The organism is Pseudomonas kuykendallii, assembly GCF_900106975.1.
Lineage (GTDB): Bacteria > Pseudomonadota > Gammaproteobacteria > Pseudomonadales > Pseudomonadaceae > Pseudomonas_O > Pseudomonas_O kuykendallii.
Genome location: NZ_FNNU01000009.1, coordinates 84,112 through 109,044, shown reverse-complemented (window position 1 = coordinate 109,044; position 24,933 = coordinate 84,112). Strand labels below are relative to the sequence as shown.

The following is a 24,933-nucleotide window of genomic DNA, read 5'->3' as shown; positions in this document are numbered from 1 at the left end:
GTCCGCGAAAGCGCCGGAACTGTAGGCCCGACAAGGAGGCGTGCGGGAGACCAGTCCTAGTCCCGCAGGCCTCTTTTTACATGAACGTATCCCACATTGTCTGGAATGTGGCAGATGGGCGTTTTCTCCGCCCTTGAACCAACAGGAATCAACATGAGCGAAAGCTTTGCAGAACTTTTTGAAGAAAGCCTGAAGTCCCTCGACATGCAGCCGGGCGCCATCATCACCGGCATCGTGGTCGACATCGATGGTGACTGGGTCACTGTCCATGCCGGTCTGAAATCCGAGGGCGTCATCCCGGTCGAGCAGTTCTACAACGAACAGGGCGAGCTGACCATCAGCGTGGGTGACGAAGTTCACGTTGCGCTGGACGCGGTTGAAGACGGCTTCGGTGAAACCAAGCTGTCCCGCGAAAAAGCCAAGCGTGCAGAGTGCTGGATCGTTCTGGAAGCGGCTTTCGCAGCGGAAGAAGTTGTCAAGGGCGTCATCAACGGCAAGGTCAAAGGCGGTTTCACCGTCGACGTCAACGGTATCCGTGCGTTCCTGCCAGGCTCCCTGGTGGATGTCCGCCCTGTGCGCGACACCACTCACCTCGAAGGCAAGGAACTCGAGTTCAAGGTCATCAAGCTCGACCAGAAGCGCAACAACGTTGTCGTTTCCCGTCGCAGCGTCCTGGAAGCCGAGAACAGCGCCGAGCGTGAAGCTCTGCTGGAATCCCTGCAGGAAGGTCAGCAAGTCAAGGGTATCGTCAAGAACCTCACCGACTACGGCGCATTCGTCGACCTCGGTGGCGTGGACGGCCTGCTGCACATCACCGACATGGCCTGGAAACGCATCAAGCATCCGTCGGAGATCGTCAACGTTGGCGACGAGATCGACGTCAAGGTTCTCAAGTTCGACCGCGAGCGCAACCGCGTATCGCTGGGCCTGAAGCAACTGGGCGAAGACCCATGGGTTGCCATCAAAGCCCGTTACCCGGAAGGCACCCGTGTCACCGCCAAGGTCACTAACCTCACCGACTACGGCTGCTTCGCCGAGCTGGAAGAGGGCGTGGAAGGCCTGGTGCACGTCTCCGAGATGGATTGGACCAACAAGAACATCCACCCGTCCAAAGTCGTTCAGGTTGGCGACGAAGTGGAAGTTCAGGTTCTCGACATCGACGAAGAGCGTCGTCGTATCTCCCTGGGCATCAAGCAGTGCAAATCCAACCCGTGGGAAGATTTCTCGAGCCGCTTCAACAAGGGTGACAAGATCTCCGGCACCATCAAGTCGATCACCGATTTCGGTATCTTCATCGGCCTGGAAGGCGGCATCGACGGTCTGGTTCACCTGTCCGACATCTCCTGGAACGAAGTCGGTGAAGAAGCCGTTCGCCGCTTCAAGAAGGGCGACGAGCTCGACACCGTCATCCTCTCGGTCGATCCGGAGCGCGAGCGCATCTCCCTGGGTATCAAGCAGCTGGAAGACGATCCGTTCTCCAACTACGCGTCGCTCAATGAGAAAGGCACCATCGTTCGCGGCACCGTGAAAGAAGTTGACGCCAAAGGCGCCATCATCGATCTGGGCAACGATATCGAAGCGACCCTGAAAGCGTCCGAAATCAGCCGCGACCGCATCGAAGATGCGCGCAACGTGCTGAAAGAAGGCGACGAAGTCGAAGCCAAGATCATCAGCATCGACCGCAAGAGCCGCGTAATCAGCCTCTCCATCAAGTCCAAAGACGTCGAAGACGAAAAAGACGCGATGAAAGAGCTGCGTACCAAGCAGGAAACCGAGAGCACCGGTCCGACCACCATTGGTGATCTGATCCGCGCTCAGATGGAAAGCCAGAACTAAGTTCTAGCGATCCAGAGAAAAAGGGCGACTTCGGTCGCCCTTTTTCATGCCCGCGATAAACCTCTGCGAAATCCGGCGGACGGCGATTCAGAAGCGGTAGGAGTAGGTCAGGCTGACGGTATGGTCGCGGCTCTTGTCGGAGAACTGGCCGGCGTAGTTGGCTGAAAGACGGCTGCGCTCCGAGATCGCCATTTCCACGCCGGCCCCGACCAGCGCCGCGTCCCTTGCCATCGGTGCGCCTTCCACCTTGAAACTGTCGCCGCCCTGGGCGAAGCGCATGCTGGCATCGGCCTGGGTGCTGCCGAAGGCATGCTGCCAGCCGACGGAGCCGCGAACGATCAGATCCGCCTCCTGGCCCAGGTCGATGTGCTTCGCCGCGCGCAGGCCAACGGTGGATTGGGTGATGGTCTGGTCGCCATCCGAACGCAGGCTCGCGTCGCCGCCTTTCTCCCTGATCGTGTCGCTCCTGTAGCGGCTGTGGCTGAGGCCGACGAAGGGCTCCAGCGCGACCATTTGGGTATCGATCACGTAGCTCAGTTCACCGAACACCTGTGCTGTGTGGGCGTCGTAACCGGCCTTGGCGCGCTCCGAGAAGCCACTGAAGGCGACATCGCGGCGGCTGTCGATCTCGTGCATCGCATAGGAGGCACCGAAGCGCGCGTTGAAGTTGCCTTCGCGGTAGGACGAGTAGGCCGCCAGGTGATAGGTGTCGACATCGCTCTTCGAGCCGCGGGCGCTGGCGTCCAGCGTGGTCTCGGCATAGCCGGCGGCGACGCCGACGCGCCACTGTTCGTCGAGCTTCTGATCGAAGCCGAACAGGATGCCGGAGCTGCGCCGTTCGAGCTCGGCGGTGTTGCCGTCGCCCTTGAGCTTGCCGCGGCTCGCCAGCGTCTGGCCCCACAGGCTTTCATCGCCCCTTCCGGCAGGCTCGTCACCAATGGCCATGCTCCAGCCGGACACCTGCCCGCCGCACGGTTCGTTCAGGTTGCGATCCAGGCCGGAGGGCGAGAGCAGGGCGCGGGCGTCCATCCGGCCGCCGCTGGAGCAGGATTGACGCAGGCGATCGGTGACCGCCGAGGCGATCATCCGCGACTCTTCGATCAGCGCGGATGCCGTGCTGGCATGGATTTCCCCGCTCAGCGCGTCATAGGCGGCGGGGATTTCGCTGGCGCCAAGGCCGGCCACGGCGCCGGCGACGCTGCTGCTCGGCAGACTGTCTAGCGCGCCGGCGACTGCCCGCTGGTTCGGCGTGACGGCCTGGGAGGCGAAGGACACGGCGCTGCGGCTGACGCTGAGGTTGACCTGCGTGGCGGTGTAGACGAGGGCGAGGTCGAGCAGCGGCGTGTCGGGAAGAATCTCCTCCTGGTAACGGTCGATGATGCCCTGGTCGGCGTTCAGCAGCGTGAAGGTGCTCGCTCCGCTGTAACCGGAGACGCCCAGCACCTGGAGAGTGCCCGCGAGGGTCGCGCTACCGTCGACCTGCAGCGCGCTATTGCCTTCGGGATGCAGCTCGATGCTGGTCCAGCCGCTGGACTGCTGAATCAGGTTGCCGGCGATGCGCAGGCGATTCGCACGGTTGGTGGCGATCATCCCGGCGTTGGTCACCGAGCCGACGGTTCCGGCGCCCATCAGTTGGCCGCCTGACTGGACGAGCAGGCTGGCGTTGGCCAGGGTCGAACGCGAGTTCGGGCCGGCGCCGACGAACAGCCCGCCGTCGGCGACGATGACGTTGCCGCTGAAGTCGCTTTCCTGGGTCATCAGCAGGTCGCCATCGCCTTGCTTGATCAGCGTTCCGCTGCCGGTCAGTGCGCCGGCGAAGAGACCGTCGAAGGACTGGTCGAACACCAGGGTCGCATTGTTCTGGATGGCGCCCTGCAGGCTGGCGCTGTCGCCGACGAGACGGCCACCGTTGACTTGGGTTCCGCCGCTGTAGCTGCTGCCCGCGCTCAGGGTCAGTGTCCCGTTGCCATTCTTGACCAGTTGCCCGGCGCCGCTGTAGAGGCCGCCGAAGGTGCCGTCCTGGGTCTGGTTGAATTGCAGGCGGGTGCTGGCGGCGCTGCTGATCGCGCCCTGCAGGTTGCTGCTGTCGCCGATCAGCGTTCCGCCGTTGAGTTCGGTACCGCCGCTGTGGCTGTTGGCGCTCGAAAGCGTCAGCGAGCCGCTGCCGTTCTTCACCAGCGTGCCTGCGCCGCCGAACGAACCGGTGAACTGGCCGTCGCCGCTCTGCCGGAACTCCAGGCGGGTTCCGGCTTCGCTGTCGATCAGCCCCTGCAGGCTGCCGCTGTCGCCGCGCAGGGTTCCGGCCGCTATCAGCGTCCCGCCGCTGTAGCTGTTGTCGCCGGTCAGCTCCAGCACGCCGTTGCCGTACTTGACCAGCGCGCCGCTGCCGTCGATGCCCTGATCCAGGCTGAAGACGTTGCTGGCGGACTGGATGTCGATGCCGCCGCCCAGGCTTCCCAGGGTGAGGTCGCGCTGGGTACTGGAGTAGCCATCGCCGGCGATGCGCAGGGTCCCGCCGTTGAGGCTCAGAGCACCGCCGGCCTGGCCGAGCTGCTCGTCGGCGCGGACCTGCAGCACGCCGCCGACGACGTGGGTGCCACCGCCGTAGCTGTTGCTGGCGGTGAGGATCAGGGTGCCGCCGTCCCGCTTGTCCAGGCCGCCGTTGCCGGTGATGGCCACATCGATCTGCGCTGTGGCGCCGCTTTCCACGCGGAACAGCGTGTGGCCGCCCGCGGCCGGCACGGTCGTGTTGAGCGCCGCGCTGTCGTCGCCGACCAGGCGATAGCCGTCCACCAGGAACTGCAGACCGGTGACGTTCTGCACGCCGTCGAGGGTGACGTTGCCGCCGCGGGTATCGAACACCGCGAAGTGGCTGGCCCAGGTTTCGCGCTGGCTGAATTCAACGTCGGTCCAGTTGTCCGTCGCCGCGGTCCAGGTTCCGTCGCCGCCGCCCACGCTGCCCAGCGCGGTGCTGTTGTCGCCGTTCCAGTACTGGATTTCGCCGGGAACGCTTTGCACCACCAGGTTGATCCGGTGTTGCGCGAGGTTTTTCTGCAGGCGCAGTTGGGCGGCGCTGTAGGCGCTGGGGAGATTGCCGTAGACCAGCCCGTTGTCGGTCAGGGTGCCGCCGTAGCTGAACATCTGGTAGATGCCGGTGCCCATGCCACCGGCGTCGTTGATGTTCAGGGTGCCGTCGAGGGTCAGGTCGCCCGCGACCTCGACCATGGTCGTCGCCGCATTCGGCAGGCCGAACTGGAAGTCGAGGATGCTGCCGCCGGACAGTTGCAGCGCGTTGAGCCGCAGCGGGGTCATGTTGGTGCCGGCGATGAGGTGGGCGTTGTCGGCCAGGGTGACGTTACCGCCGATCTTCCCGCCGCCGCCGAGGCTGCCGTTGGCGCCGACGTTGATCTGGCTGCTGGCGTTGCCCAGTGAGCCGTCGACCTGCAACTGGCCCGCATCGACCTGGGTGATGCCGCCGAAGCCGCTGCTGTTGCCGCTGAGGATGAGCGTGCCGGCGCCGTCCTTGACCAAGGTGCCGTTTCCGCTGAGCTGGCCGGCGTAGGCACCTTCCATGAGTTGCTGGAAGACCAGGGTGCCGCTGTTGGCGATGTCGCCCTGCAGGCTGCTGCTGTCGCCCACCAGCGTTCCGGCCTGGAGGTCGGTGCCGCCGCTGTAGGTGTTCGCACCGCTGAGGATCAGCGTGCCGGCGCCCGTCTTGATCAGTTCGGCGCCGCCGCTCAGCACGCCGGCGTAGGTGCCGTTGACGCCGCTGCCCTGCTGGAACTCGACCCGCGTGCCGGCCGCGCCGCCGATGTTGCCTTGCAGGCTGCCGCTGTTGCCGATCAGCCCGCCGCCATTCACCTGGGTGCCGCCGCTGTAGCTGTTGCTGCCGGCGAGGAGGAGATCGCCGAGGCCGTTCTTGATCAGGCTGCCGGTGCCGCCGAGGTCGCCGGAAAGGCTCAGGTCATGGCTGCCGCCGATGCTCAATGCGGCGCCGAGCAGGATGTTCTGGGCCAGGTCGATGCCGGCCAGGTTGCTGTCCAGCGTCGCCGCGCCGCCGACGCTGAGCGTGCCGCCGGGCGCACCCAGCGCGGCATCGTTGCCGACGACCAGGGTGCCGCCGTCGAGTTGCGTGCCGCCGGTGTAGGTGTTCGCGCCGTTGAGCGTCACGCTGCCCGGCCCGCCGAGAAGCAGGCCGCCGCCGCCGGTGATGGTGCCGTCGAGAGTCAGCGACGGGTTGCCGGCCAGGCTCAGCAGCGCGCCGAGGTCGATGGCATTGGCCAGGGTGACGCTCGGGTCGCTCTGCAGGCTGGCGTTGCCGGCGACGTGCAGGACGTTGCCGGCGAGGCCGAGGGCGCTGTCGCTACCGACCACCAGGGTGCCGGCGTTGAGCATGGTGTCGCCGCTGAAGCTGTTGTTTCCGGCGAGGGTGAGGCTGGCGTTGCCGTTCTTCACCAGCGGGCCGGTGCCGGCGATGTCGCCGGAGAGCATCAGCCCGGCGTTGCCGGCGAGGGTCAGCAGGCCGCCCAGGTTGATGTCGTTGAGCAGGTTGACCGAGGTATTGCTGTCCAGCGTGGTGCCGGCGGCGGTGGTCAGCGCGCCGCTGCCGAGGGCGGCGGCGTTGCCGACGATCAGCGTGCCGCCGTTGAGCAGCGTGCCGCCGGAGTAGGTGTTGGCGCCGTTCAGGACCAGCACGGCGGGGCCTTCCTTGACCAGGGTGCCGGTGCCGGGACCGTCGCCGATGACGCCGTTCAGGGTCAGGTCGTCGCTGCCGAGGAAGGTCACCGCGCCGCTCAGGTCGAGGGCATTGGCGACGACCAGCGCGGCGTCGTTGCCGATCGAGGTGCCCGCGGCGGCGGACAGCGCGCCGCTGCCCAGGGCGCCGGAGCTGCCGAGGATCAGCGTGCCGGCCTCGAGCGCCATGCCGCCGCTGAAGGTGTTGTTGCCGCCGAGGATGAGGCTGCCCGGGCCTTGCTTGATCAACTCGCCGCTGCCCTGGATCACGCCGGCCAGGTTCAGGTTGGAGGTGCCGCCGACGGTCAGGATGTCGTTCAGCTGGATCAGGTTGGCCAGACGCACGTCGGTGTTGCTGTCGAGGGTGGCGTCGCCCAGCACGTCGAGGGCTCCGCTGCCGAGGGCGTCGTTGGCGCCCACCACCAGGGCGCCGGCATACAGCCGGGTTCCGCCGTTGTAGCCATTGCTGCCGTTGAGCACCAGGGTGCCCGCGCCCTGTTTGCTCAGCGAGCCGGGGCCGCCGAGGTCCTGCCCGAGCGTCAGGGTATTGCCGGCACTGGCGATGTCCAGGGTGCCGCCGCTGGCCAGCAGGAGGATGTTGCGGGTGGTGCTCTGGTAGCTGTCGCCGAGGATCTGCAGGGTGCCGCCGTTGAAGGTCAGCGCGCCGGCTGCGGCGCCGAGGTTGGCGTCGCTGCTGACCTGGGTGACGCCGCCGGAGAAGGTGGTGCCGCCGCTGTAGGTATTGGTGCCGCTGAGTATCAGGGTACCGCCGTCGCGCTTGTCGATCCCCGCGTTGCCGGCGAGGGTCGAGGCGATGGTCGCGGTGACGCCGGCATCGACACGGATCGGCGTGGCGCTGCCGTTGCTGCCCGCGGTGGCGAGCAGTGTGCCGCCGTTCAGCTGGTAACCGTCGGTGAGGAACTGCATGCCGGTGAAGGACTGCTGACCCAGCACACTGACGCTCCCGGGGGTGCCGCCGAACAGTGCGTAACCGCTGTTCCAGGCGAGGTCCGCGCCGGTGGTCGCGGTCAGCCAGTTCGTCGCGCCGCCGCCCCAGCTGCCATTGCCACCCCCGACGCTGCCGATCGGGCCGGGCGTGCCATTCCAGTAGAGCAGGTTGCTGCTGCCGACCAGCAGGTTGACCTGGCCGGCGATGAAGTTCTGCACGCTCAGTTCACTGACCGGTATCCCCGCCGCCGAGCTGATGCTGGCGAAGCTTCCGGTCGGCGTCGTGCCCGCGTAGTTGAACAGCCGGTAGACGCCATAGCCGAAGCCGCCGGCGTCGGTGACGCTCAGCGCGCCGCCGAGCTGCAGCGCGCCCTGTACGTCGACCAGGCTGTTGGCGCTGCCCGGCAGGCCCAGGTTGGCGTTGAAGGTGGCGCCGCTGCCGAGGGTCAGGCTACCCACGCTCAGCGCCGTGCTGCCTGGCGTGGCGAGCAGGGTGCCGTCGACGCTGACGGCGCCGCCGAGGACGCCATTGCCGCTGAGCGTCGCGCCGCTGGCGACGTTCACCGCGCCGCTCGCCAGGCTGCCGTCGACGCGCAGCGTGCCGCTCTGCACGGCGAGCGTGCCGCTGTGCGTGCTCGTTCCGCTGAGGGTGAGGGTGCCGCTGCCGACTTTCTGCAGGCTGCCGCCGCCGTCGATGTTGCCGGCGAACAGGCCGTTCTGGTTGCCGCCCAACGCCAGGCTGGAGCCGGTATCGAGCAGCAGGCGACCGCTGCCGATGAGGGACGTGATGCTCTCCACACCGCCGAGGGCCAGGGTGCCTGCGCTGCCCAGGGTGACGCCGCCGGCGTTGGCGAGAATCGCCGAGCCGCTGGTGGCGAGGCGGCCGCCGAGCACGCTGAGCAGCCCGCTGAAGGTCTGCGGGGTGTTCAGGGTCAAGGTGCCGCTGCCGGTCTTGCTCAGATCGCCGGCACCGCTGTAGGTGCCGGAGAAGAGCCCGTCGCTGGCCTGATCGAAGCGCAGCAGCGTGCCGGCGGCCCCGCTTATGGCGCCTTGCAGGCTGTCGCTGTCGCCGATCAGGCTGCCGTTTTGCACGCCGGTGCCGCCGCTGTAGCTGTTGTTTCCGCCGAGCAGAAGCGCGCCGCTGCCGCTTTTGATCAGGCCGCCGCCGCCGCCGATGTCGCCGGCGAGGGTCAGGTCGAATGCGCCCGGCAGCGTCAGGTCGGCATCGAGCGCCAGACCGTTGCCGAGGCCCAGCGCGCGGTTGCCGGTCAACTGGCTGGCGCCGGCCACGGTGAGCAGGCCGGTGCCGAGGGCGGCATCGTCGCCCAGTTGCAGGGTGCCACCGTTCAGCGTGGTGCCGCCGCCGTAGCCGTTGGCGCCGTTCAGGGTGAGTACGCCGGCGTTCTGCTTGTCCAGCCCGCCACTGCCGCCGATGACGCCGTACAGGGTCAGGTTTTCGTCACTGGGCAGGCTCAGCCGGGCACCGTTGCCGAGGGTGATCGCGTTGCCCAGGGCCATCGCCGTGTCGTTGTCCAGACGGGCATCGCCGGTCACCGACAGTGCGCCCGCGCCCAGTGCCAAAGCGTTGCCCAGGCCTAGCGTGCCGGCCGCGAGGGTGGTGCCGCCGCTGTACAGGTTGCTGCCGCCGAGCAGCAGGGTGCCGCTGCCGGTCTTGTCGATCGCGCCGGCGCCGTCGATCACGCCGGCGAGGGTGAGGGTGTCGCTGCCACTCACGCGCACCTCCAGCGCGTCGCCCAGGTGAACCTGATTGCCGAGCAGGTGATCGCCGAGGGTGGTCAGCCGGGTGCCGCTGCCTTCCACCGCCAGCGCGCCGCTGCCGAGCGCGAGGTCGTTGTCGATGCTCAGGCTGCCGGCGCGCAGGCGCGTGGTGCCGCTGAGGCTGTTGGCGCCGCCGAGGAGGAGGTCGCTGCTGCCGAGCTTGATCAGGTCGCCGGAGTCGGAGATCACCCCGGCGAGCACCAGGTTCTGGCTGCCGGTGAGGGTGAGCGACTGATCCAGTTCGATGTCCTGCGCCAGGGTCATCGCCTGCAACGTATCCAGCGTGGCGCTGCCGGTCACGGTCAGATGGTCGCCGAGCGACTGCGCGCTGCCGAGCACCAGGCTGCCGGCCTGCAGACGGGTGTCCGCGTGGCCGTTGCTGCCGGTCAGGATCAGCGCGGCGAGGCCGTCCTTGATCAGGCTGCCGGCGCCGTCGATGTTTCCGCTGAGCGCCAGCGGGTTGCTGCCGGAGACGGTCAGCGGGGCATCGAGCTGGATGTTCTGTGCGAGGTTCAGCGCCTGGCTGTTGTCCAGGCTGGCCGCGCCGCTGACGGTCAGGGTGGAGCCGGCCGCGCCCAGGGCCTGTGCGTTGCCGAGGATCAGCGCGCCGTCGTTGAGTTCGGTGCCGCCGCTGTAGGTGTTCGCCGCATTGAGGATCAGGCTGCCGTTACCAGTGGAGCGCAGGCCGCCGCTGCCGCTGATCACGCCATTGAGGGTGAGGGCGTGGTCGCCAGAGAGGCTGAGCAGCGCGCTCAGCTCGATGGCATTCGCCACGCTCACATCGCGGGTGCTCTGCAGGGTGCCCGCGCCGGTGACGCCGAGCACGCTGGCGGCGCTGCCCAGCGCGCTGTCGCTGCCGAGGATCAGGGTGCCGGCGTTGAGTTCGGTGCCGCCCTGGTAGGTGTTGGCGCGTTCCAGGGTCAGGCTGCCGTTGCCGGTTTTCAGCAGGCCGCCGGGGCCGTCGAGCGCCCCGGCGAGGATCAGCTCGTTGTTGCCGGCGATCGTCAGCAGGCCACCCAGGTTCACCTGGTTGACCAGGCGCACCCGCTTGTCGCTTTGCAGCGCGGTGCCGGCGGCCGTGCTCAGCGTGCCGCTGCCCAGGGCGGTGTCGCTGCCGAGGATCAGCGTCCCGCCGTTCAGTTCGGTGCCGCCGCTGAAGCGGTTGTCGCCGTTGAGGGTTAGTTGCGCGTTGCCGGTCTTGATCAGCCGCCCGGTGCCGACCAGCGCACCATCGCCTTCGGCCACGGCGCCGCCCAGGGTCAGGTCGTTGCTGCCGAGGAAGGTGACGTCGCCGAGCAGCTCGATGCCGTTGCCGAGGGCCATCGCGATGCTGGTGTCGATGGCCGTGCCGTTCCCGGCGATCAGGTCGCCCCTGCCCAGCGCGTTGGCGTTGCCCAGTACCAGCGTGCCCTGTTCCAGCCAGGTGCCGCCGCCGTGGGCGTTGTTGCCGTTCAGGGCCAGGGCCGAGGCGCCGCGCTTGATCAGGCGGCCGTTACCCTCGAACACGCCGTCGAAGGTCAACGCTGAGCTGCCGGCGACGGTGAGGTCCTCGTCCAGTTGCACGCGGTTGCTCAGGGTCACCGCCGTGCTGCTGTCGAGCGTGGCGTCGCCGCGAACCGCCAGGGTGCCGCTGCCTAGCGCGGCGTCGTTGCCAACCACCAGGGTGCCGTCGAAGAGCTGGGTGCCGCCGCTGTAGCCGTTGGCGTTGGCGAGCAGCAGCGTGCCGTCGCCGTATTTGCCCAGCGCGCCGCTGCCGCTGATCGGCTGGGCGACACTGAAGCTGTTGTTCGCCGCCGCGATGTCCAGTCCGCCGCCGCCGGCTTGCAGGACGATGCTGCGCGCGCTGCTCTGGTAGCCGTTGCCGAGGATTTCCAGGCGCCCGCCGTTGAAGGTCAGCGCGCCGCTGGCATCGCCCAGGTTGTTGTCGTCGGTCACCCGGACGATGCCGCCGGTAAAGGTGGTGCCGCCGGTGTAGGTGTTGTTGCCGGCCAGCACCAGCGTGCCGCCGTCGTGTTTGTCGATGCCGGTGCTGCCGCTTATCGAGACGCCGATCGTGGCGAGCACGCCGCCGTCGACACGGATCGGCGTGGCGCCGCTGCTGGCGTCGGCGATCAGTTGGCCGTTGTTGCTGGCGACCAGGTTGTAGCCGTCGGTGATGAACTGCAGGCCGCTGAAGTGCTGCGCGCCTTCGACGCTCACCGTGCCGGCGGCGCCGGCGAACAGCGCGTAGTTGTCGTTCCACGAGGTGATGCCGAGGTTGGTCGCGCCGAGCCAGTTGAGCGAGCCGTCGGCCCAGGTGCCGTTGCCGCCGAGGATGCTGGTGGTGCCGCCGGTGCCGTTCCAGTAGCGCAGGTTGTCACCGCCGACCAGCAGGTTGACCTCGCCGGCCAGGGTCTGCAGGCCGAGCGCGCTGTCGGGAATGCCGCCCGTGGAGTTCAACTGGTCGAAGTGGCCGCTGAGAGTGCCGCCGTAGCCGAACAGGCGATAGACGCCATAGCCGTAACCGCCGATGTCGGTGATGTTCAGGCTACCACCCAGGTGCAGGTCGCCGTTCACGCTGACCAGGTTGGCGCCGCCATTCGGGGCGCCGAGCCCGACGTTGAAGTTCGAGCCGCTTTCCAGGCTCAGCGAGCCCAGGGCCAGCAGGGCGTTGCCGGGCGAGGTTTGCAGGGTGCCGAAGACATCGACGTTTCCGGTCAGGGTGCCGTTGCCCGTCAGGGTGGTGCCGCTGCTCACGGTGACCTGGCTGCTGGCCAGGGTGCCATCCACCCGCAAGGTGCCGCCGTCGAGGCTGAACGCGCCGCTGTGGGTGTTGCTGCCGGTGAGGGTCAGGGTGCTGGCGCCGACCTTGTGCAGGCTGCCGTTGCCATCGATGACCCCGGCGAACAGGTTGTCGAGGTTGCCGCCCAGACTCAGGTTGGCGTTCTGTTCGAGCAAAAGACGGCCGAAGCCGTTGAGGGTGGAGAAGCTCTCGCTGCCGCCCAGCTGCAGCGTGCCGGCATTCAGGTTCACCGTGCCGACGCTGCCGATGCGGTTGTCGCCCTGGGTGCGCAGGGTTCCGCCCAGCACGTTGAGGTCGCCGCTGAAGCCCTGCGCGCTGTTGAGGGTCAACACGCCATTGCCCGTCTTGGTCAGGCTGCCGGCGCCGCTGTAGCTGCCGGCGAAGGTGCCGTCGCTGTTCTGGGCGAAGGTCAGCGAGGTTCCGGCCGCGCTGTCGATGCTGCCCTGCAGGCTGCTGCTGGTGCCGGTCAGGCTGCCGCTTTGCACTTGGGTGCCGCCGCTGTAGCTGTTGCTGCCGCCGAGCAGCAGTGCGCCGCTGCCGGTCTTGATCAGGGCACCGCTGCCGGAGACGTTGCCGCCAAGCGCGAGGTCGAAGGCGCCCGGTAGCGTCAGGTCGGCGTTGAGGATCAGCCCGTTGCCGAGGTTGAGCGCCTTGCTGCCGAGCAGTTCGCTGTCGCCTTGGACCGTGAGCGCGCCGGCACCGAGCGCGGCGTCGTCGCCCAGCAGCAGGCGTGCGCCGGCGAGGCGGGTGCCGCCGCTGTAGCTGTTCGCCGCGTTCAGCGCCAGTTGGCCGCCGGGGCTCTTGTCCAGCCCGCCGTTACCGCTGATGACGCCGTCCAGCGTCAGGTCCTGGCTGCCTGGCAGGGTCAGACGACTGCCGTTGGCGAGGCTGATCGCGTTGCCCAGCGCCATGGCGCCGGTGGTGCTCAGGTTGGCGTTGGCGGTCACCGCCAGGTTGCTCGTTCCGAGCGCCTGGGCGTTGCCCAGGACGAGCGTCCCGGCGGTCAGGGTCGTGGTGCCGCCGTAGAGGTTGGCGCTGCCGAGGGCGAGGGTGCCGCTGCCGGTCTTGGTGAAGCCGGCGGCGCCTTCGATTTCGCCGTTCAGGGTCAGGCTGTCGCTCCCGCCGACGAGGATTTCCGGCAACTGGTCCAGGCGCACCCGATTGCCCAGGGTACGGTCGCCGAGCGAGGTGACTCGGGTTCCGCTGCCCTCGATGAACAGCTCGCCGCTGCCCAGGGCCTGGTCGTCGCCGAGGCTCAGGCCGCCGCCAACCAGCACGAGATTCCCAGTCCAGGCGTTGGCGGCGCCCAGGGTCAGCTCGGCGCTGCCCAGCTTGATCAGGTCGCCGCTGCCGGCGATCGCGCCGGCCAGCTCCAGCGCGTGGCTCCCGGTCAGGGTCAGCGTCTGGTCCAGCTGGAGACCCTGGGCGAGGGTCATGTCCTGCAGGGTGTCGAGGCTTCCGGCGCCGCTGACGGTCAGGGCGTTTCCGAGCGCCTGGGCGTTGCCGAGGATCAGGCTGCCGGCCTGCAGGCGCGTAGCGGCGTGGCCGTTGCTGCCGGTGAGGGTCAGGGCCGAGGTTCCGGCCTTGATCAGCGTTCCGCTGCCGCCGAGGGCGCCGGCGAGGATCAGGTCATGTTGGCCGGCGACGGTCAGGTCGGCCCCGGCAAGGTCGATGGCGTTGCCGACGTTCAGGGCGCGGTCGCTGTCGAGGGTCGAGGCGCCGGTCACGTTCAGGCGGCTGTTGCCCAGTGCTGCGGCGTTCGCCAGGACCAGGCGGCCGGCGGCGAGGGTGGTGTCGCCCGCGTGGCTGTTGCTGCCCGCCAGGGTCAGGCTGCCGATGCCTTGCTTGAGCAGGCCACCGTTGCCGCTGAGCACGCCGCTGAGGGTCAGGTCCTGGGTGCCGGCCACGCTGAGCCGGGCATCCAGCTGGACGTCGTTGCCAACGCTCAATGCACGGGTGCTGTCCAGCGCCGCCGCGCCGGCGACATGCAGCGCTCCCGTGCCGAGCGCCTGGCCGTTGCCCAGACGGAGGGTGCCGGCGCGCAGCGTGGTGCCGCCGCTGAAGGCATTCGCCTGGCCGAGCAAAAGCGTGCCGCTGCCGTTCTTGTCCAGCGCGCCGCTGCCGGCGACGACTCCGTCGAGGTTGAGTTGCTGGGCGTTGTCGAACTGCAGCACGCCTGTGCTGGAAAGCTCGATGCGGTTGGCGATGCTGCGTTGCGTGTCGGCCAGCAGGCTGGCGCTGCCGTTCACACGCAGCAGACCGCTGCCCAGAGCGCCGTCGGCACCGAGCAGGATCGCGCCGGCGTTGAGGCGGGTTTCGCCGCTGTAGTCGTTGTTTCGCTCCAGGGTCAGCAGCGCGGCGCCGTTCTTGGTCAGCCCGCCGCTGCCACTGATAGGTCCCGCCAGGCTCAGGTCGTTCGATCCGGCGAGGGTGAGCCGGTCGTTGAGGGTGACGGCGTTGGTCAGGCGGGCCACTGCCGCGGTGGTGTCGAGGGTGCCGGCTCCGTCCACCGTCAGGCTGCCGCCGCCGAGCGCCTGGGCGTTGTCCAGCAGCAGGCTGCCGGCGCGCAGGGTGGTGCCGCCGGCATAGGTGTTGGCGCCGGAGAGGGTGAGGGTGCCGCTGCCTTCCTTGATCAGGCGGCCGCTCAGGCCGCTGACGATACCGCCGAGGCCAAGGTCGCTGCTGCCGTCGACGGTCAGCGCCACGCCGTCGCCGATCGCCACCGCGTTCGCCAGGTCGAGCGTCTGCGCGCTGGCCAGCCGCGCGTTGCCCGATACCGTCAGCGCGCCGCTGCCCAGGGCACTGGCGTTGCCGGTAATCAGTCGCCCGGCATTCAGCAGGGTTCCGCCGCTGTAGCCGTTGCTGGCGTCGAGTCGCAGGCTGCCAAGGCCGTCCTTGCGCAGCGTTCCAGTGCCAGAGAGGGTCTGCCCGAGGGTGAAGGTGTTGCTGGCGCTGGCGATGTCCAGGCCGCCGCCGTTATCGCCCAGGGTGATGCCGCGGGCGGTCGAAGTGAAGCCATCGCCGGTGATGCGCAGGGTGCCACCATTGAAGGCCAGTGCGCCGCTGCCCAGTTGTGCATCGGCGGAAACCTGCAGCACGCCTTCGCTCAGACGCGTGCCGCCGCTGTAGCTGTTGCCGGGCGCCGTGAGGATCAGGGTCCCGAGGTCGCGCTTTTCCAGCAGGCCGCTGCCGCCGATGGCCACGCCGAGGGTCGCCACCGCATTCGGGTCGACACGGATCACGCTGCCACTGGCGTTGGTCAGTTCCAGCGCGCCGCCGGCTCCGCCGATCAACTGGTAGCCATTGGCGGCGAACTGCAGCCCATCGATTTGCTGGTTGCCGACCACGGTCACGTTGCCGGCCGCGCCGCCGAAGATGGCGAAACCCTCGTTCCAGGTCTGGCTCAGCGCACCCGCCGCATTGGTCCAGTTGCTGGTGCCGGAGACCCAGGTGCCGGAGCCGCCGTGGAGGCTGCCGTCGGCCGAGGTGACGCTGCCGTTCCAGAATTGCAGGGTGTTGCCGCTGTCCTGCACCAGCAGGTTGACCTGGCCGTTCAGGTTGGTGAGCACGCTGAGGTCGCCGGGCTGATAGCCGCCCGGGCCGTTGACCAGCGCGAAGCTGCCGGAGAGCAGGCCGCCGTAGTCGAACAGCCGGTACAGCCCCTGGCCCATGCCGCCGGCGTCGCTGACGTTCAGGGTTCCGCCGAGGGTCAGGTCCGAGGCCACGCTGACCAGGCCGCTGGTGGGCACGCTGCCCAGCGCGACGTCCAGATTGGCGTTGGCACCCAAGGTCAGCGAGCCGAGGCTGAGGGTCTGGCCGCTGCGCGCGGCGAGGTGCCCGTCCACCACGTCGACGGCGCCGCCGATGCTGCCCACGCCGCCGAGGCGCGAGCCGTTGTTCACCGTCACGTTGCTCGCCAGGGTGCCGTCCACGGTGAGGCTGCCGCCATCGAGCGAGACAGTTCCCGTGTTGCTGCTGGTGCCGCTGAGCAGCAGGTTGCCGCTGCCGGTCTTGCTGATGTTGCCGGAACCGAGCAGGGCGCCAGCGAAGACGCTGCTGCGGTTGTCGCCGCCAAGGCCGAGCGTGGCGCCGCCATCGACGGTCACGGAGCCGCCCAGTGCGCCGCCGCCGCTGAGCGACCCGAGGGTTTCGCTCGACAGCAGGCGGAGGCCGGCGCCCGCCGTATTGGCCAGGTTGACGGCGAGCGTGTCGGCGAGGGCGCTGCCGCCGCTCACCTGTACCACGCCGTCGATGATGCCCAGCCCGCCGCTGAAGCTGTTGCTGCCGTCGAGCAGGAGGCTGCCGCTGCCGGTCTTCTGCACGCTGCCGGTGCCGCTGATGCTGCCGCTGTAAGTGCCGGTGAGCGCCTGATCGAAGACCAGCGCGGCGCCGTTGCGGATGTCGCCATTCAGGCTCGTCGCCGTGCCGCGCAGGGTGCCGGCCTCCAGATCGATGCCGCCGGCGAGGGCGTTGCTGCCGGACAGGCTGAGGGTGGCGTTGCCGGTCTTGATCAGCCGGCCGCTGCCGCTGATGTCGCCGCCAAGGGCGAGATTCTGCGCACCAAGCAGGCTGAGGTCCGCGCCCAGGTTTATCTGGTTGTTCAGCGCCAGGCTCTGGCTGGCCTCCAGGCTGGAGGCGCCGTTCACGTTCAGCGTGCCGCTGCCGAGTGCCGCGCCATTGCCCAGCAGCAGTCCGCCCGCGTTCAACGTGGTGCCGCCACCGTAGCTGTTCGCCGCGTTCAGCACGAGCACGCCGCTGCCGCCCTTGACCAGGCCGCCGTTGCCGCTGATGACGCCACCGAGCGCCATTCGGTATGCCGTCTCGACGTCGAGACTGGCATTCAGCTGAACGGCATTCTGCAGGGTGCGAACGCCGCTGGTGCCGAGGACGGCGCCGGGGTTGGCGACCAGCAGGGCGCCTGTACCCAGCGCCTGGTCGTTGCCCAGCAGCAGGGTGCCGGCCTCCAGTCGGGTCCCGCCGCTGTAGGTATTCGCGCCGCCGAGGGTGAGGGTGGCGCTGTCGCTCTGGCGCAACGAGCCGGTTCCGCCGATGACGCCCGCCAGGGTCAGGCTTTGGCTGCCACCGAGGTTGAGTGCGCCTGAAAGCGCCAGGTCGTTCGCCAGGCTCAGGGCCTGGGTCGATTCCAGACTGGCCGCTCCGTTGACGGTCAGTGCGCCGCTACCCAGCGCGGACGCATTGCCCACGCGCAGCGTTCCGGCCGTCAGGGTGCTGCCGCCGCTGTAGCTGTTGGCGCCGTCGAGGGTCAGCGTGCCGCTGCCGTTCTTGTTCAGGCTGCCACTGCCGGTCAGGGCGCCGTTGAGGATCAGCGCCTGGCTCCCCGGCAGGCTCAGGGTGGCGCCCAGTTGCACGGCATTGGCCAGGCTCAGATCGCTGCTGGAGGACAGCGCGGCGGCGCCGGTGACGCTGAGCGCGCCGGTGCCCAGCGCATTGGCGTTGCCCAGCACCAGGCTGCCCGCATTCAGCTGGGTGCCGCCGCCATAGCTGTTGTTTCCGTTCAGCGTCAGCGTCGCGGCGCCGTTCTTCACCAGACCGCCGAAGGCGCCGCTCACGGCGCCATTCAGGATCAGGTCGCTGTTTCCGGCGAGCGTCAGCAGGTTGTTCAACTGCACGGCATTGCCCACCGCCATCGCAGCGCTGCTGGCGAGCGTGGATGCGCCGCCGACGGTGAGCGTTCCGCTGCCCAGCGCGTTCGCGTTGCCGAGGCTGAGGGTGCCGGCGTTGAGCGTCACGCCGCCGCCGAAGGCGTTGTTGCCGGACAGCGAAAGTTGTCCGGTGCCGTTCTTGATCAGCCGGCCGGTGCCGCTGACGATGCCGGCAAGCCCGAGCGCCTGGCCGCCGTCCAGGTTCAGCGCCGCGTTCAACTGTACGCTATTGGCGAGCGTCGCCGCCGTGTTGCTGGACAACGTGCCGGCGCCGTTGACCGTCAGGACGCCGCTGCCCAGCGCACGGTCGCTGCCGACGACCAGGCTGCCCGCATTCAGACGGGTGCCGCCGCTGTAGCTGTTGGTGCCGCTGAGCAGCAGGCCGCCGTTGCCGGACTTGACCAGTGCGCCGCTGCCGGAGACCACGCCCGTCAGCCCGAGCGAGCCGCTGCCGGGCAGGGTGAGTACGTCATTCAGCACGACGTTGTTGGCGTGGCTCGCGGTGCTTTCCAGGGTCGCCGCGCCGTCCACGCGCAGGGTGCTGTTGCCGAGCGCCTGGGCGTTGGTCAGCAGCAGGCCGCCAGCGCTGATCGAGGTGGAACCGCTGTAGCTGTTGCTGCCGGCGAGGGTCAGCACGCCGGCGTCGCTTTTCGTCAGGCCGCCGTTGCCGGAAAGCACGCCACCAAGGGTGAAGTTGTTCGCCCCCTGGATGCCCAGTGTGCCGTTGAGGGTGACGTTGTTGTTCAGCGAAAGCCCGGTTGCGCTGGCCTGCAGGGCGCCGCCGTTCACCGTCATCGTGCCGCTGCCGAAGCTCGCACTGTTGTCGAAGCGCGCCAGGCCGCCGTTCAGTGTGGTCTGTCCGCTGACCAGCGCGCCGCCGAGATCCCAGGTGCCGCTGTTCACGGTCAGGTTGTTGAAGTTGATGTAGGTGCCGGCGGAAGCGCTGCCGTTGCCCGTGATGCCACTGCCGCTGCCGCTCGCGGAGTTCTGCAGGACCAGCGTGTTGTTGCCCCCGGCCCCGCCATCGATCACCCCGGCGGTGGCGAACGCGAGGTTCAGCCCCACCACGTTGAGCACATCCAGCGCCAGGCCGCCGCTGCCATTCACCGTGGAGCCGGTCACCGCGGTGAAGGTGTTGGTGCTGTTGGTGCCCATCGACACGCTGCCGGTGATGGTTCCCGCGTTCAGGAAGGTGTTGCCTCCGCTGGCGCTCTGCAGGGCGACGCGCCCGTTGATCACGCCACTCGCTTCGTTGGTCACACGCGCCTGGGCACCGCCGTACAGCGCCATCAACGGTGTGTTGCCCGGCAGCAGGGATACGCCGAGGAGGGGCGTCGAACTGATGGTTCCGGCGTTGGTGAGCGTGGTGACGCCGCCGCTGCCGTTGGCGATGCTGACGGCCATGCCGTTGAGGTTGCTGATCGACGTGACGCCGAGCCCCAGCGCGCCACTCATGCCCTTGAGGGTGCCGCCTGCCTGGTTGTTCAGCGTGACGTTGCTGCCCGCCGCGTTGGACAGCACCACGCCGCTCGAGGCCAGGCTCAACAGGCCGAGTACCGACGGGTCGATGGTTCCTGCGTTGTTCACCGTCACCCCGGTGCCCGTGAGGCTGAGGGCCGCGCCCAGCCCCAGCGTGGCGCCGATGCTGGCGGTGGGTGTCACGTTGAGCTTGAGGTCGTTCTGGGCGCTGGAGTAGCTGATGCCGGTGAACACGGATGCGGGCGTGGTGCAGTTCACCACCGCGCCGCTGGCGGTGCAGCCTGCCATCGCGGATTGCGCAACCAGCCCCGTCATCATCCCGAGTACGGACAGTCGAACAGCCGCCGAAAGAGGTTTCAACCTCGAGGAGGGTATTGTCATTAATTATTCTCTGGAAGGCGTTGCCTCAAACCCCAGAGCAGGAATTCTTATCGATTTAGCTTCTGCTGCTCCTTTTTCGAACATAGATGCCCTCGACGAACTGGCAAGTCGCCACTTCTTTCAGCCCGTCGCTGCGGGTGCATGTCTTTAGGTCGCGAAAAAGCCCGTCAAATCAATGACCTTCAAGGGAGGGCGAGCAGCGCCGCATCATCGACGAGCGAAATGCTTACAGGGGAAGGGGTGGATGGAGTTCAACGCGGGCCTGATTCCGGCCGCGAATGCGAGCGGCTTGGTGCCCGCGATCGGCATGAAAGGCCGCCGGAATGCGGGCCACCCTCCGCCCGATGCCTCCTTCGGGTGGCCCGGCAGCGCGAAAGGGTGAAATTCTTTTCGAATCATCGAGCTAGACGCCTTTTCAGGCTGTTCAAAGTCTGTTCAGCGTGCTAAAACCGAAACTCCCGTAATGATCTAGCCGCTTGAAAAAGAAGGGAAAACCATGACCAAGTCGGAGTTGATCGAGCGAATCGTCACTCACCAGGGTCAGCTTTCATCCAAGGATGTCGAGCTGGCGATCAAGACCATGCTGGAACAAATGTCCCAGGCGCTGGCCACTGGCGACCGCATCGAGATCCGCGGCTTCGGCAGCTTCTCCCTCCACTACCGCGCCCCCCGCGTCGGCCGCAACCCAAAAACCGGCCAGTCGGTTACTCTGGACGGAAAGTTCGTCCCGCATTTCAAGCCAGGGAAAGAGCTGCGCGATCGGGTGAATGAGGATGAGTGACTTCATCCGTGCGGTAGCGTGCATGGCCGTTCCTCCTTCATGACCTTCGCGCCTCGCGAAGAATTTTCTCCCAAGTAACGGTTCCACCCGCCCTATCTACTCCGCAATAGCCCTGATCGTTGTTTGCGCTACAGGGCGCGCTGGCACTAGCCTACCGACTCGCCGAACAGCTTCTCCCGCAATAGAGCCAGCACGTGAACACGGCTGTTACGGTTCCCCCCTATGCTCAGATTTTGATAGGCTGCATCCGCCGGAACAGGCCACGTTGACGTTGCCGTATCGGGGCTGGGGTAAATCTGGAAAAGCAAGTTGTTCGATTTATTTCGTCTGCAACCCATGAGTGAGTCGCCCTAAGGAATTGACCACTTTTCCGGCGTCACAGATCAAAGCCTAAGCCGAACCAAACCGGTAAATTGGGAAAACCCAACGGTATGGGTTTCCGGCAATTATGTGGACAAGCGCGTTAAAGGACTGCCATGAGTCATCTCGACATCCTCCATTGTAGTGCCCGACAGGGTTTGGATTGTTCGTGTGGCCAGTCGCCAGTAAATGATGAGTGCACTAGCGTGCTGATCGACGGCGGCTTGAGCAATGGGCGGAAACCCTCACTCGAGGGCCTCATGGGAACCACATTTCCATTGAGTTCATGCTGGCCAGCTCCTTGTTCTGAAGTTGGGAGCGACAAAGCTCTGCAGGTTGCGAGAAGCGCATAGCAGAGCAGACCAACTTCCCAATCCCAAATCACCCATCTTTGCGATTGGCCCTTAGCCAGTTGCTTCAATGGAATTACCCTTCCGATGCTGAACAACCCGACTGTATCGCCCCGGCGAGACGATGAGATCGATATTGTTGAACTGATTCGTGCGCTATGGCAGCGCAAGTTTCTAATTGCTGGCATCACGTTCGCGGCAACCCTTATCGCGCTGGCCTACGCCCTGATGGCCACTCCCTATTACCAGACCCAGACAACACTGCGGCCCGCTTCGGCCAAGGACCTGGACGAGCTGAACAGTTCGGGACTGTACAAGCTGTCTCCGGAAGAGGCGCTAAAACGGGTAGGCGCCGGCATTGACTCCTATGAGTACCGTCTGGAGTTTTTTCGCAAGAACCAGGAACTGTTCGACTCAGAAACGCCACAAGGTGGGGCAACGCTGGAGCAAGCATTCAGTCGGGTGAACGAGGACATGAAGACCCTACGGCCTGATCCTAAGCGAAGCGAGGGCAGCTTTCCGTTCGTGGGACTTTCCTACATATACCCCGCCAATATAAAAGGCCCGGAAATAACAAACGGCCTGATCGAATATGTAATCGGCAGGGAGCGAGTCGCGATCGCCCAAGATGTTGAAGTCATCGTTCAGAACCGTCTCACCAAACTCGAGCAGACGATGGCCGCGGAGCGTTCAAGTTATCAGGCAAGCAAGGAAGCGAGGATTGCCGCGCTTACCGAAGCCGATGATCTCAAGCGTGCGAAGTTGAATGACGAACTCAAGGCATTGCGCAAGCAGTTGCGTACCCGGAGGGAGGACCGCATCGCTCAGCTGAATGAGGCGATCCTGATAGCCAGATCGCTGAACATTGTCAGGCCGGCCACGCCCTCGTCCCTGGGCAATGCGGGCCAGCCTGCGGCCGGCTCCCAGGGGAATGTCATTCGTACCGAAGTGAACAATCAGCAAATACCACTGTACTTCATGGGTACCGACGCGCTGGAGGCGGAAAAGGCTGCGCTGCAGAAGCGGGGTTCGGACGATTTCACCGAGCCGCGTGTAGGTCAGATCGAGAAAGAATTACAGTTGCTGAATCAGAACCGGGAAATCGAACAGCTCAAACAACGTGATGAAGAGGATCTTTTCATTGGCGCTTATGCCGACTGGCACAAGGAAGCTGCGAAGTTGAAAAACCTCAACCTCAACCTTGCCAACCTCAATCTGGTCAATATTGACCAGTACGCGGGGGCACCCTATTCGCCGGTCAAACCGAAGAAGGCATTGATCTTGGCGGCGGGCCTTGTGCTTGGCGTAATGCTGGGCGTCTTTGTGGCTTTGGTCCGCATATTGGTTTCCAGCTCTTCCCGGAAGAACTGATATTGCCTGGTGGTTAAGGGGAAAATGGATTTTTACATATTCATTTTTTTGGCACAGTCTTCAATGTTGTTTAAATGGATGTTGATATGTTCAGCTTGCAAGAAGTAAAGCTCGCCATCATTGGGTTAGGTTATGTCGGTCTGCCACTGGCGGTTGAGTTCGGCAAGCGTCGTTCCGTGGTAGGTTTCGACATCAACCAATCGCGAATCAACGCCCTGAAGGCTGGGCATGACGCCACTTTGGAAGTGGCTGACGATGAGTTGAAAGAGGCAGTGCAACTCGTCTATAGCGCCGATTTGAGCGCCCTGAAGGACTGTAATGTATTCATCGTAACCGTTCCGACGCCTATCGATAAGCACAAGCAGCCGGATCTGACGCCCCTGATCTTGGCTTCCGAGAGTATCGGTACAGTTTTGAAAGAGGGTGATGTCGTCATTTATGAGTCGACAGTCTATCCAGGGGCTACGGAAGAAGAATGCGTCCCGGTCTTGGAGAGAGTTTCGGGGCTTCGGTTCAACGTGGATTTTTTTGCTGGGTATAGCCCAGAACGTATTAACCCGGGAGATAAAGAACATCGAGTCACAACTATAAGAAAAATTACTTCAGGATCGACCCCTGAGGTTGCTGATATGGTCGATGACTTATACAGGGAGATCGTATCTGCAGGCACACACAAGGCCAGCAGTATCCGGGTTGCCGAGGCTGCCAAGGTGATCGAGAACACTCAGCGCGACCTCAATATCGCTCTGATCAACGAACTGGCAATCATCTTCAACAAGCTGGACATCGATACCGAAGCCGTACTCCAGGCTGCCGGCACCAAGTGGAACTTCCTGCCATTCCGCCCTGGACTGGTCGGTGGACATTGCATTGGGGTCGACCCGTACTATCTGACCCACAAAGCTCAAAGCATCGGTTACCACCCGGAGATCATCCTGGCAGGTCGGCGCTTGAACGATGGGATGGGAGCCTACGTAGTTTCGCAGCTGGTGAAAGCCATGTTGAAGCAGCGCATCCATGTGGAAGGTGCTCGCGTGCTGGTGATGGGCTTGGCCTTCAAGGAAAACTGTCCGGATCTACGCAACACGCGTGTGGTGGACATTGTCAGCGAGCTGGCGGAGTACAACATTCTGGTAGACGTCTACGATCCATGGGTCGTTCACGACGAGGCTCGTTACGAGTACGGAATCTCCCCGATCAGCGAGCCTTCTTTGGGCACCTACGATGGGATCGTTCTAGCCGTTGCGCACGATGAGTTCCGTACGTTAGGTGCAGAAAGTATTCGGAAATACGGCAAGAAGCGGCAGGTACTTTACGATCTGAAATATCTGTTGAGCGCCGAGGAGTCTGACTTGCGCTTGTAACCCGGAAGGTTGGAGTGCTACGGCCAACACAGGAATTCTTTCGACCGCTGCCGGCGTATTTTCGTTAGGAACACTGCATAGATGACTTACTACGAAACACTGCTACGAGAACTCCCGAATGCTCCGAGGACCTGGCTGATTACAGGTGTGGCAGGCTTCATCGGCTCCAATCTGCTTGAAAAGTTGTTGATGCTGAATCAGCGAGTTATTGGCCTGGATAACTTCGCAACCGGACATCAGAGAAATTTTGATGAGGTGCAAAGGAAAGTCACCGGGGAGCAGTGGGCCCGGTTCAGGTTTATTGAGGGTGATATTCGCGAGCTGGAGCATTGCCATGAGGCGTGCAAAGGTGTGGATTATGTTTTGCATCAGGCTGCGCTCGGTTCTGTACCACGTTCCATTAACGATCCTGTTGCGACAAATAGCACAAACATTTCTGGTTTTTTGAATATGCTAGTGGCAGCGCGGGACGCTCAGGTGGAGAGCTTCACCTACGCGGCAAGCAGCTCTACGTACGGTGATCATCCTGGCCTCCCCAAGGTTGAAGATGTAATTGGCAAACCATTGTCACCTTATGCTGTTACTAAATATGTCAATGAACTTTATGCGGAGGTTTTTGCGAAGTCCTATGGATTTAATACGATAGGACTGCGTTACTTTAATGTTTTTGGTAAGCGTCAGGATCCCAACGGAGCGTATGCGGCGGTCATTCCGAAATGGCTGGCTGCAATGATTAAGGGCGAGGAAATTATTATAAATGGTGATGGTGAAACCAGTCGAGATTTCTGTTTCGTCGAGAACGCGGTTCAGGCAAACCTATTAGCTGCAACGGCAAGTAACTCAGCTAAGAATCAGATTTATAATGTTGCTGTAGGCGATCAAACGACGCTTAACGATCTTTTTGATTACATGAGAGAGTGCGTGAATCGCAGTGGGTTTCGCTATTCTCTTACAGCGAGTCATGCTGGCTTTCGCCAAGGTGATGTTCGGCACTCGCTGGCTGATATAAGTAAGGCGAAAAATCTTATTGGATATCAGCCTGCTTGGCGAATACGTCAAGGACTGGAAGCGGTTACCAGTTGGTATGTTAAGCAGATCCTCTGAG

At 65.2% G+C, this 24,933-nt stretch carries 7 protein-coding genes; 6 read left to right on the top strand and 1 reads right to left on the bottom strand.

The annotated features are described in order from the left end of the window. The first annotated feature begins 153 nt into the window (after window positions 1-153). Window positions 154-1,836 carry a 30S ribosomal protein S1 gene (gene rpsA / locus BLV15_RS21245; protein ID WP_090231726.1) on the top strand — a complete coding sequence of 561 codons (1,683 nt, stop codon included), beginning with the start codon at window positions 154-156 and terminating at the stop codon, window positions 1,834-1,836. A gap of 87 nt (window positions 1,837-1,923) precedes the next feature. Here rpsA and BLV15_RS21240 read toward each other — a convergent pair whose 3' ends face one another. Continuing rightward, window positions 1,924-19,455, bottom strand: coding sequence for an autotransporter-associated beta strand repeat-containing protein (locus BLV15_RS21240; RefSeq protein ID WP_175534415.1), 17,532 nt, complete (start codon window positions 19,453-19,455; stop codon window positions 1,924-1,926). On the opposite strand from BLV15_RS21240, the gene BLV15_RS22200 reads away from it, so the two are divergent. The 5 genes from BLV15_RS22200 (at window position 19,442) to BLV15_RS21220 (ending at window position 24,932) form a co-directional block, all read left to right on the top strand. After that, the gene (locus BLV15_RS22200; RefSeq protein ID WP_175534414.1) at window positions 19,442-19,753 is read left to right on the top strand and encodes a hypothetical protein; all 312 of its coding nucleotides are present in this window, start codon (window positions 19,442-19,444) and stop codon (window positions 19,751-19,753) included. The genes BLV15_RS21240 and BLV15_RS22200 overlap by 14 nt on opposite strands. A gap of 345 nt (window positions 19,754-20,098) precedes the next feature. Beyond that, on the top strand, window positions 20,099-20,383 hold the full coding sequence (gene ihfB / locus BLV15_RS21235; RefSeq protein ID WP_090231724.1) for an integration host factor subunit beta: 285 nt from the start codon (window positions 20,099-20,101) through the stop codon (window positions 20,381-20,383). Window positions 20,384-21,180: 797 nt separating this feature from the next. Next, entirely contained in the window at window positions 21,181-22,464 is a 1,284-nt protein-coding gene (locus BLV15_RS21230; protein ID WP_090231723.1) for a Wzz/FepE/Etk N-terminal domain-containing protein, read from the top strand. Between the two features lie 86 nt (window positions 22,465-22,550). Further along, the gene (gene tviB, locus BLV15_RS21225) at window positions 22,551-23,828 is read left to right on the top strand and encodes a Vi polysaccharide biosynthesis UDP-N-acetylglucosamine C-6 dehydrogenase TviB (protein ID WP_090231722.1); all 1,278 of its coding nucleotides are present in this window, start codon (window positions 22,551-22,553) and stop codon (window positions 23,826-23,828) included. Window positions 23,829-23,909: 81 nt separating this feature from the next. Next, window positions 23,910-24,932 carry an NAD-dependent epimerase/dehydratase family protein gene (locus BLV15_RS21220; RefSeq protein ID WP_090231721.1) on the top strand — a complete coding sequence of 341 codons (1,023 nt, stop codon included), beginning with the start codon at window positions 23,910-23,912 and terminating at the stop codon, window positions 24,930-24,932. The last annotated feature ends 1 nt before the right edge of the window (window position 24,933 follow it).

Excerpts from the sequence above, each read along its gene's own strand:
- rpsA (WP_090231726.1), top strand. The coding sequence starts at position 154 with ATGAGCGAAAGCTTTGCAGAACTTTTTGAAGAAAGCCTGAAGTCCCTC.
- BLV15_RS22200 (WP_175534414.1), top strand. The coding sequence starts at position 19,442 with ATGCCGGTGAACACGGATGCGGGCGTGGTGCAGTTCACCACCGCGCCG.
- ihfB (WP_090231724.1), top strand. The coding sequence starts at position 20,099 with ATGACCAAGTCGGAGTTGATCGAGCGAATCGTCACTCACCAGGGTCAG.
- BLV15_RS21230 (WP_090231723.1), top strand. The coding sequence starts at position 21,181 with ATGCTGAACAACCCGACTGTATCGCCCCGGCGAGACGATGAGATCGAT.
- tviB (WP_090231722.1), top strand. The coding sequence starts at position 22,551 with ATGTTCAGCTTGCAAGAAGTAAAGCTCGCCATCATTGGGTTAGGTTAT.
- BLV15_RS21220 (WP_090231721.1), top strand. The coding sequence starts at position 23,910 with ATGACTTACTACGAAACACTGCTACGAGAACTCCCGAATGCTCCGAGG.